12 protein-coding genes and 1 other annotated feature are annotated in these 8,630 nt (G+C 27.7%); of the genes, 8 read left to right on the forward strand and 4 right to left on the reverse strand.

The annotated features are described in order from the left end of the window. Nucleotides 1–380: 380 nt before the first annotated feature. Together LJD32_RS13920 and LJD32_RS13925 are read right to left on the reverse strand one after the other, a co-directional pair. Nucleotides 381–908, reverse strand: coding sequence for a GNAT family N-acetyltransferase (locus LJD32_RS13920; RefSeq protein ID WP_227392684.1), 528 nt, complete (start codon nucleotides 906–908; stop codon nucleotides 381–383). A 104-nt stretch (nucleotides 909–1,012) separates the two neighbouring features. Further along, nucleotides 1,013–2,176 carry an EAL domain-containing protein gene (locus LJD32_RS13925; protein WP_227392685.1) on the reverse strand — a complete coding sequence of 388 codons (1,164 nt, stop codon included), beginning with the start codon at nucleotides 2,174–2,176 and terminating at the stop codon, nucleotides 1,013–1,015. Nucleotides 2,177–2,300: 124 nt separating this feature from the next. Here LJD32_RS13925 and LJD32_RS13930 point away from each other — a divergent pair, with 124 nt between their 5' ends. Continuing rightward, the gene (locus tag LJD32_RS13930; RefSeq protein ID WP_227392686.1) at nucleotides 2,301–2,759 is read left to right on the forward strand and encodes a GNAT family N-acetyltransferase; all 459 of its coding nucleotides are present in this window, start codon (nucleotides 2,301–2,303) and stop codon (nucleotides 2,757–2,759) included. A gap of 156 nt (nucleotides 2,760–2,915) precedes the next feature. Here LJD32_RS13930 and LJD32_RS13935 read toward each other — a convergent pair whose 3' ends face one another. Next, on the reverse strand, nucleotides 2,916–3,560 hold the full coding sequence (locus tag LJD32_RS13935) for a LytR/AlgR family response regulator transcription factor (RefSeq protein ID WP_227392687.1): 645 nt from the start codon (nucleotides 3,558–3,560) through the stop codon (nucleotides 2,916–2,918). Next, nucleotides 3,553–4,179, reverse strand: a complete 627-nt coding sequence (locus LJD32_RS13940; protein WP_227392688.1) for a hypothetical protein — start codon at nucleotides 4,177–4,179, stop codon at nucleotides 3,553–3,555. The genes LJD32_RS13935 and LJD32_RS13940 overlap by 8 nt, the downstream gene beginning before the upstream one ends. Before the next feature lie 138 nt (nucleotides 4,180–4,317). Here LJD32_RS13940 and LJD32_RS13945 point away from each other — a divergent pair, with 138 nt between their 5' ends. The 7 genes from LJD32_RS13945 (at nucleotide 4,318) to rplT (ending at nucleotide 8,462) form a co-directional block, all read left to right on the forward strand. Next, nucleotides 4,318–4,710 carry a hypothetical protein gene (locus LJD32_RS13945; RefSeq protein ID WP_119363934.1) on the forward strand — a complete coding sequence of 131 codons (393 nt, stop codon included), beginning with the start codon at nucleotides 4,318–4,320 and terminating at the stop codon, nucleotides 4,708–4,710. A gap of 61 nt (nucleotides 4,711–4,771) precedes the next feature. Further along, nucleotides 4,772–5,731, forward strand: coding sequence for a P1 family peptidase (locus LJD32_RS13950; protein ID WP_227392690.1), 960 nt, complete (start codon nucleotides 4,772–4,774; stop codon nucleotides 5,729–5,731). 134 nt (nucleotides 5,732–5,865) lie between these two features. Then, nucleotides 5,866–6,477 carry an ECF transporter S component gene (locus LJD32_RS13955; protein ID WP_227392689.1) on the forward strand — a complete coding sequence of 204 codons (612 nt, stop codon included), beginning with the start codon at nucleotides 5,866–5,868 and terminating at the stop codon, nucleotides 6,475–6,477. A gap of 35 nt (nucleotides 6,478–6,512) precedes the next feature. After that, a complete protein-coding gene (locus tag LJD32_RS13960; RefSeq protein WP_119363932.1) occupies nucleotides 6,513–7,097 on the forward strand; it encodes a histidine phosphatase family protein in 585 nt (194 codons plus the stop codon). Between the two features lie 74 nt (nucleotides 7,098–7,171). Then, nucleotides 7,172–7,290 (forward strand) — a sequence feature (ribosomal protein L20 leader region). A gap of 7 nt (nucleotides 7,291–7,297) precedes the next feature. Then, nucleotides 7,298–7,855 (forward strand): translation initiation factor IF-3, encoded by a 558-nt coding sequence (gene infC / locus LJD32_RS13965; RefSeq protein ID WP_032089875.1) that lies wholly within the window; start codon nucleotides 7,298–7,300, stop codon nucleotides 7,853–7,855. 18 nt (nucleotides 7,856–7,873) lie between these two features. Further along, complete coding sequence (gene rpmI, locus LJD32_RS13970) at nucleotides 7,874–8,068, forward strand: 50S ribosomal protein L35 (protein ID WP_022002088.1); 195 nt, start codon at nucleotides 7,874–7,876, stop codon at nucleotides 8,066–8,068. A gap of 34 nt (nucleotides 8,069–8,102) precedes the next feature. Then, on the forward strand, nucleotides 8,103–8,462 hold the full coding sequence (rplT, locus tag LJD32_RS13975; protein ID WP_022002087.1) for a 50S ribosomal protein L20: 360 nt from the start codon (nucleotides 8,103–8,105) through the stop codon (nucleotides 8,460–8,462). Nucleotides 8,463–8,630 lie beyond the last annotated feature (168 nt).

The following is an 8,630-nucleotide window of genomic DNA, read 5'->3' on the forward strand; positions in this document are numbered from 1 at the left end:
GACAGAATACAACATGATATTTGCAGGAATAGGTCACATTATTATTCGATTTGTACTTCATGAATATATTATACTACCAAAAGCTATCTAATGATATATATTATTGATAAAAGCTTAAAAAAGTTGCCTTATATCTCCATAGCTAAAGCTGGGAGCTTTACGGCAACATTTGGTAAATGATCAATGAATATCCTCTGAAAACTTTATCAAGTGAGCAAATGAAAAGAGGTATGAAGTAAGAAGTTTTAAGGTTTCGAAAATGAATATTAAACCTTGTCTTGGTTGGGTTGCCTGGTGTTATGAAGAAATCATTATTACGTAATGATTTCTTTATGGACAAATATAGGATATTATAACAAAAAAAGGGTTTAGCTGAACCCTTATTTAATTTCTATCCAATATCTTTGAATTAATTTTCCGTCTTTAACAATTTCATTTTCTAAAATAGCACCATTGTTTTTAATTGATTTTGCAGAACCAATATTATCCTTATCACAAACAAGAAGTGCTTTATCAATATTTAACTTTTGACATTCTTTTAAAGCTAAACCGATGATTTTAGTTGCATAACCTTTTTTTCTTTCACTTGGTCTTACTCCATCACCAATATGGCCACCGTAATTTAATAAATAATCATTAAGTTTATGACGAATATTGATGGCTCCAACCATTTTATTTCTTTCTACATCTAAGGCGAAAAATGTTGAATCTTCTACCAAACCAGGTTTTGGATTTTTTAAATCAAGATTATTAATATAATAATCAAAATTATGATAATCATTTTTAAAAATAGAAGATGGAGAAGTATTAGCTTCAGGATGATTATTATTATAATCAATCCACTCCTTCAACATATCAACAATTAAATCTTGATATTCATATGACGCTTTAATTAATTTAATTGACATAATATAATCTCCTTTTATTAAAATATTTCTATTATTATAACATGTTATAGAACATAGTAAAACCCTTTATTAAGTTGTACTTAATAGAGGAAAGTGCATATTATCTATTTTATCAAATATTTTAATAAATCTTTAATAGTGACAATACCATAAAAACATTGATTCTTTAAAACAATAATATCTTCATAAAAATGTGAACTTTCATTTTCAAGATAAAGTTGACAAACATTTTTAATAGGTAAATGGGAAGGAACAATTAGAGAGTCTTTAAAAAGATTTGATTCAGCTGCATCTAAATTACAAAGCATATTTTCTCTTTTTAAATAACCTAAATAATGTCCTTCATCATTAATAACATAAATTCTTTGAGTGGTATTATTTTCTTCAAAAATTTGATAAGCATTATTTATATTTTGATAAGTTTTTAATGTACAAGGGAAATGACAAAGAGAATCTATTGTAGGAATATCTAATGTTTTCTTATATTTGTTGTATAATTTTTTGATAGTTTCTTTGATATCAGGTAAAAGATCATCAAAATTATCAACAGGTTTCTTTAAATAATAACCTTGACCATATTCAACACCTAATTGAATTAAACATTCAAGTTCTTCCTTTGTTTCAATACCTTCAACAATTAATTTATAATGCGTAGCTTTACAATAGTTGACCATGACTTCTACCATCGTACGCTTATCTCTATTTAAATGAATATCTCGAATAAGTTCTTTATCTAGTTTGATATATTCAGGTTGTGTATGATTGATTCTATTTAAATTAGAATAACCTGAACCAACATCATCAATAGCAATTTCAAAACCTTGGCTACGATAATGTCTAACGGCTTGTTTAAATAAGTGTTTATCTTCAATAGATGTTGTTTCCGATAATTCAAAGACAATATTATTAGAATCTAAATGATATTTTTTTAAATATTCTTTTGTAAACCCCTGAACAAAATCTGAATCTAATAAAATATTAGCATCTACATTAATAAATAACTTTTTGCCTGATGGCATTTGTTGACTTGCCTTAATAGCACATTTACGACAAAGTTGATCTAACTTCCATGATTGTTCAATTGTATTAGCTATCTTAAATAATTCTTCAATATTAAGAGTACATGATTCTAAAGTAATACGGCTTAAGGCTTCAAAAGATACTATCTCTCCTGTTTTTAAGGAAATAATAGGTTGAAAAACACTTTTTATTTTCTTTTCATTAATTATTTTAAAAAAATCATTGATTTTCTTTTCGTTTAATTTCATTTATCTATCCTCTATTCTTTTTAGAATATATAGAAAGAAGAATGATATTTCTATCAATAAAAACTAAGGAAATTGTTAAAAATAGGTAAAAGATTTTGTTATAATAAAACAAAGGAAAAAGCATATGAAAGAAATAGAATATAAAGTACTAGGTGTAGATGATTTAGAATTATTAGTAGAGTTAAGAATAAAAGATTTAAAAATGTTTTCTAATCAAAAAATAACACATTCTACAATAGAAAACATAAGAGTTTTTTATAAAGAAAAAATGTTAAAAGATGAATGTCATACATTAGTGGGCTATCATTTAAATCAAATTATTTCAACAGCTACAATTTACTATTATGATATACTTCCAAGTAATGAAAATCCCAAAGGAAAAGTTGGACAAATAACGAATGTTTGGATAGATGAAAATTATCGACATTTAGGGATTGGTAGATATATGGTAGAATATCTTATTGAAAATTATCAAAAAGATGTTGGAATGATTTGTTTGAATAGTTCAAAAGAGGGAATGAACATGTATTTACATCTTGGATTTAAAAAGAAAGATAATTATTTGATTTATAAGAATGGGTAGTGTTAAATAATATTGTTTACAATAACTATTTTTCTTAATAAAATTGGACGAGAAATAAGTATACCGCTGACCAGTATGCGGGATAAAAGTGATTGGGTTGTAAGTAGTAGTCCTTCACTAGTAAGTGAGGGTTTTTATTTTATAAAAAAAGGAACATTAATTTTGTTCCTTTAAACTTTCTTTATAGCTTCTTCCAATAGGAAGATGTGTTTGTTCTTTTAAAATAACTTCTTGATTTTTTATTTCTTGAATAAATCTTTTGTTAATAATGTATGATTTATGAATTTGAATAAAATCAAGAGATTGTATTTCTTTATTAAATTGACTTAATGTTTTTCTTTCAATCATTTCTCCATTAATAGAATGAATAATAATTTGATGTCTAAGTGATTCGATATAATAGATTTGTGATAATCTTATTTTTGAAGTAATTCCATTTCTTTGATAAAGATAATATTGAAAGTTTTTTTGAATTTGTTTTTGAATAAAATCATGATAATGAATAAATTGTTTTTCTAATTCATTATTAATGAAATAAAGATGTGTTTGCATTTGTAAACAAATACTTACAAGATCAAAATCTTTAGGTCCAATAATATAGATCAGAGTACTATTTAATTTTTTAAGATGATTTAAAATATTTAAATCATTCTTTTTTTCTATTTCTACAAAATAAATATCTTGAACTGTTTGATGTGTATAATTTGTAAGTTTGTATTCTATTTGTAAATCATCAAAGAATTGTTGAATAAGTGGTTCTATTTGTTGGTAATGCTTTGAAATAAGAGAAATTCTAATCATGTTTTTTCTCCTTTTCAATAGCTACAATATATTGATCAAGATTTTTATTTGAACGTATGATATCCAATAAATGATAAGAATCAACAAAACGTACACCATTTTTTTTCATGAGTTCAATGCCTTTACTAAAAGTTTCTTTATCAGAACTTACTAAATTTTCAATAATATATTGAGAACCATCCAACATATTAAATTTAAACACAATTTTATTTCCAGAACCATTTACTAAATATTTTGATGGATAAAAAGAATAACGATAATAAGAGATTTGTACAAAATCAATTTGTGAAAGTTTTAAATTGATTTGATATCTAGGATATTTATTTTTAAAAAGAAAAGAATAAAGATACCTTGCTTTATCTAAATTTTTATCAAAATAAATGTATCTTAAATATTTTTGATCGACTTCCCACATGGTATTAGCGAAAACTATTCCTGGTAGTACGAAACTATAAATCAATAATAATATAATAATAAGAACACCAAAAAACATTATTCTTTCATAAAAATGTTTATACATGATAAAGAAAACACCTAACCACCAAACAACAAAAAGTAAAATAACAAAGTTTAATAAGATGATTTTTCTTTTCTTTATTTTTCCAACAGTAATTTTCATAACTTCCTCCTGTACGTGTATTATAACATAGTTTTTTTATTTGGATTTTGTTGTTGGGGACAGGTTGATGGTTGTTGGTGCCTCTTTGCTATTTATTTAAAAGAATAGGATTAAAGTATAGATAAGGAGGAAAAGAAGATGAAGAAAAAGGTAATAATGATTGGTGTTGTTTTAATTGTGTGTCTAGGAACTGTTTTTTATAATATGCAAAAAAGAAATCCTTATAAAAGTTATAATCATTTAAAAACAAGTGAAGTTTTAAAAGTAAAGGAATTTAATCAATATTGGGTTTATTTTTATTCAATGGATGATCAAGAAAGCATGGATTCTAAAAATGGGATAGCTCGTCTTAATAAGGCAGTAAGTAATGTTTATTTTGTGAAAATAAAGGATAAAGAAGTAGTTATTGAAAATCAAAAAGTTAAATCAGCTACATTACTTTATATAAAGGATCATCAAATAACAAAAGAATACAAAGGATTAAAACAATTAAAAGATCATAGTGATGAAATATTACAAATGAGTTGGTAGAAAAAAGTTTAAAGCTTTTTTCTACTTTTTTAGTATAATGATAAAAAAGAGGAAAAAGATGATGAAAGAAATAAAATTAACGGATATTAAAGGTGTAAAAGTAGGACAATATGAAAATCAAGAAGCAGCTACAGGATGTAGTGTTGTTATTGTAGAAAATGGAGCGACAGCCGGTGTAGATGTTCGTGGTGGAGGTCCTGCTACAAGAGAAACAGATTTATTAAATCCAATTAATATGGTTCAACAAATTCATGCTGTTATGTTAAGTGGTGGGAGTGCTTTTGGTTTAGACGCAGCTAGTGGTGCCATGCAATATCTTGAAGAACATGGTGTTGGTTTTGATATGTCTGTAGCAAGAGTACCAATTGTATGTGGTGCTTCATTATTTGATTTATCGGTGGGAAATCCTCACATAAGGCCAGATAAAGAAATGGGGTATAAGGCTTGTCAAGATAGTGAAAATGATTTGATTAAAGAAGGAAATTATGGCGCTGGTTGTGGTGCTAGTGTTGGTAAACTTTTAGGATTTGAACATGCCATGAAAGGTGGCATTGGAACATATGGTGTACAAGTTGGAAATGTTCAAGTAGCAGGGATCGTTGCTGTCAATGCCTGTGGAAATGTCATTGATTATCAAACGCAAGAAATATTGGCAGGTGTTAATATTGATAAAAAATGTGTTTCGGCTAGTCAAATTATTTTAGATAAAATGGATCAACTTAGAAAATTACCGGATGGTAATACAACCATTGGATGTATTGTAACGAATGTCAAACTGACTAAAGCACAATGTACAAAGATTGCTGGAATTAGTCATAATGGCTACGCTAAAAGTATTGATCCAGTTCATACAATGAGCGATGGTGATACAATTTTTGTATTAAGTACAAATGAAGTTGATGGAATGGTTGATGCTGTTGGTATTTTAGCTGTTGAAGTCATTTCTAAATGTATTCAAAGAGCGATTAAAAAAGCTAAGAGTGGATATGGTTTATTAGCTTATCAAGATTTGAAAAAATAATCGAAAAAGCATATAATTTTCTCGTTCGTATATTTTGATATTAAAAGAGATCTATAAGACTCTTATTAAGACATTTGAAATAGCGAATACCATAAAAACGTTGCATCTTTTATGAGCGACAGTAGGAGGATTATATGAAGTCGAAAAAGACACAGTACATGACTTCAATGGCTTTATTTTTAGCAATTGAAATCATTCTTGTTGTGACACCCCTTAGATATATTCCAATTGGACCATTAAATGCCACAACAATGCACATTCCTGTCATTATTGCAGGAATCGTATTAGGAAAAAAAGCAGGAGCTGAGTTGGGCTTTGTTTTTGGATTAACAAGTTTAATTAAAGCAACGATTCAACCAGGCATTACATCTTTTTGTTTTTCCCCATTTGTGACAATAGGCACAATGTCAGGAAATTACAAAAGTCTTTTGATTGCTTTTGTTCCTAGAATTTTACTTGGCTATTTAGCTGGATTCGTTTTTGAAATCATAAAAAAGAATAATCGTGAAAACTTAGGTGTTGTTGTAGGTGCTTTAACAGGAGCTATTACAAACACAGTGCTTGTTTTATCAGGAATATACATATTTTTTGGTGAAGCATATGCGAGTGCGGTAGGAGTGCAATACTCTACTTTAGTAACGGTATTATTAGGAGTTGTTTCTACAAATGGTATTTTAGAAGCTATTCTAGGGGCAATTGTTTCACTAGCTATCTACAAAGCATTAAAACCAATCTTAAAATCATAGCAGGTCGATTGACCTGCTTTTTAAAGGAGGTATTTATGAAATACATATTTGTTAGACATGGAAAGACACATTTTAATGAAATACAGCTTAAACAAGGATGGTGTGATTCACCTCTTACAAAGCAAGGAATAAAAGAAATAGAAAATATGGCAGAACAGTTAAAGGATTATAAAATAGATGCTGCTTATACTTCTCCAATATTACGAGCAAAATATACAGCACAAATAATTTTAAAAAATCATTCTGTTTTATTAAATGAAGATGATCGTTTAAAAGAAGTGAATTTTGGTCTTTTAGAAGGATTACCTTGTTTATTTGTAGATAAACTTCAATTAGAATCTTCTAATTGGTTAGATGATTTACAAATGGATTATACTGGATATGAAGGTGAAAATGTTGAAGATGTAATTCAAAGACATTTTGAATTATTAAATGATATAGAAAAGAAATTTCAAGATGATGATACGATTTTAATGGTAGGTCATGGATGTTCTTTATATGCATTTATTAAAACATTATTAAAAAATCAAAAACTTGATTTTCCACAAAATGCCAGTGCAATTATAGTTAATAAAGTTAATAATGAATATCAATTAGAAACAGTATTAAATCCAAAATAAAAAATCTTGAAATAATCAATAATTTTATTGACATGAGTGGCATATGATGGTAATATCTACGTGCAATAAAAAGTAGTGGAAAGAAGAAGTGCCTACTTCTCGCCTGATTGATTTTGTCGATAGGCAAATGTCACTAAGATTTAATCTTAATGTCAATGGTGGGTACTCAGTGTGCTCACTTTTTATTTCAACTATAATAATTGGAGGTGGCTTTTATTAGCAGATTTGATAACAGAAAACCAAAACAACCTGATGATTTAGTAAACGAAAGAGTTCGTTTTAAGGAAGTGTTGGTTATTGATCAAAACGGTGATCAATTAGGAGTAAAAAGTAGTAGAGAAGCGTTGGATATTGCTTATGATGCAAATTTAGACTTAGTTTGTGTTGCACCTAATGCAAAACCACCAGTTTGTCGTATTATGGACTTTGGTAAATATCGTTTTGAACAACAAAAGAAAGCAAGAGAAATGAAGAAAAACTCTAAAGTGGTAACTTTAAAGGAAACTCAATTATCAGTAACTATTGATACTCATGATAAAAATGTTAAATTAAAAAGAACATTAAAATGGTTAGAAGAAGGAAACAAAGTTAAAGTTGCAATCAGATTTAGAGGTAGACAACTTGCACACGTTGATTTGGGTAAAAAAGTTATTGATGACTTTGTTGAAGAATGTGCAGAAGTTGGTCAAATTGAAAAACCAGCAAAATTAGAAGGACGTACTTTAACAGCTATATTAGCACCAAAAAAGAAAAAATAATTAATGGAGGAAACAATTATGCCAAAAATTAAAACACATAGCGGATTAAAAAAACGTTTAAAAAGAACAGGTAGTGGAAAATTAAAACGTAGCCATGCTTACATTTCACACTTATCACACAATAAAACTCATAAACAAAAGAAACACTTAGCAAAAGCTACAGTTGTAAGTGCTTCAGATTACAAGAGAATTAAATCAAGATTACCTAAATAATTTTAGTTAAAAATAAATACAGGAGGAATACACAATGGCAAGAGTTAAAGGTGGATATACAACTAGACATAGAAGAAAAAAAGTTATTAAATTAGCCAAAGGATATTTTGGAGCTAAACATAAATTATATAAAACTGCTCATGAACAAGTAATGCACTCAATGGCATATGCTTATAGAGATAGAAGAAACTTAAAAAGAAATATGAGAAAATTATGGATTGCACGTATTAACGCTGCAGCTAGAATGAATGATATCTCATATTCTAAATTAATGCACGGTTTAAAATTAGCTAACGTTGAAATCAACAGAAAAATGTTATCTGAAATCGCAATCTGCGATCCAGAAGGTTTCACAGCTATCGTTGAAACAGCTAAAAAAGCTTTAAATGCTTAATAATTCAGGACCAACATTTGTTGGTCTTTTTTTATTATCATATTTGTTGACACTTAAAGTAAGTAGGTATATCCTATAAAACATAGTAAATCTATAGGAATAAGGAGAAATAAAAATATGAGCAAAGTAAAAAACAGTTTTTTAGACCTAGTAGGGAATACACCACTA

The sequence above is a fragment of the Faecalibacillus sp. TM498 genome (assembly GCF_020589955.1).
Taxonomy (GTDB): domain Bacteria; phylum Bacillota_I; class Bacilli_A; order Erysipelotrichales; family Coprobacillaceae; genus Faecalibacillus; species Faecalibacillus intestinalis.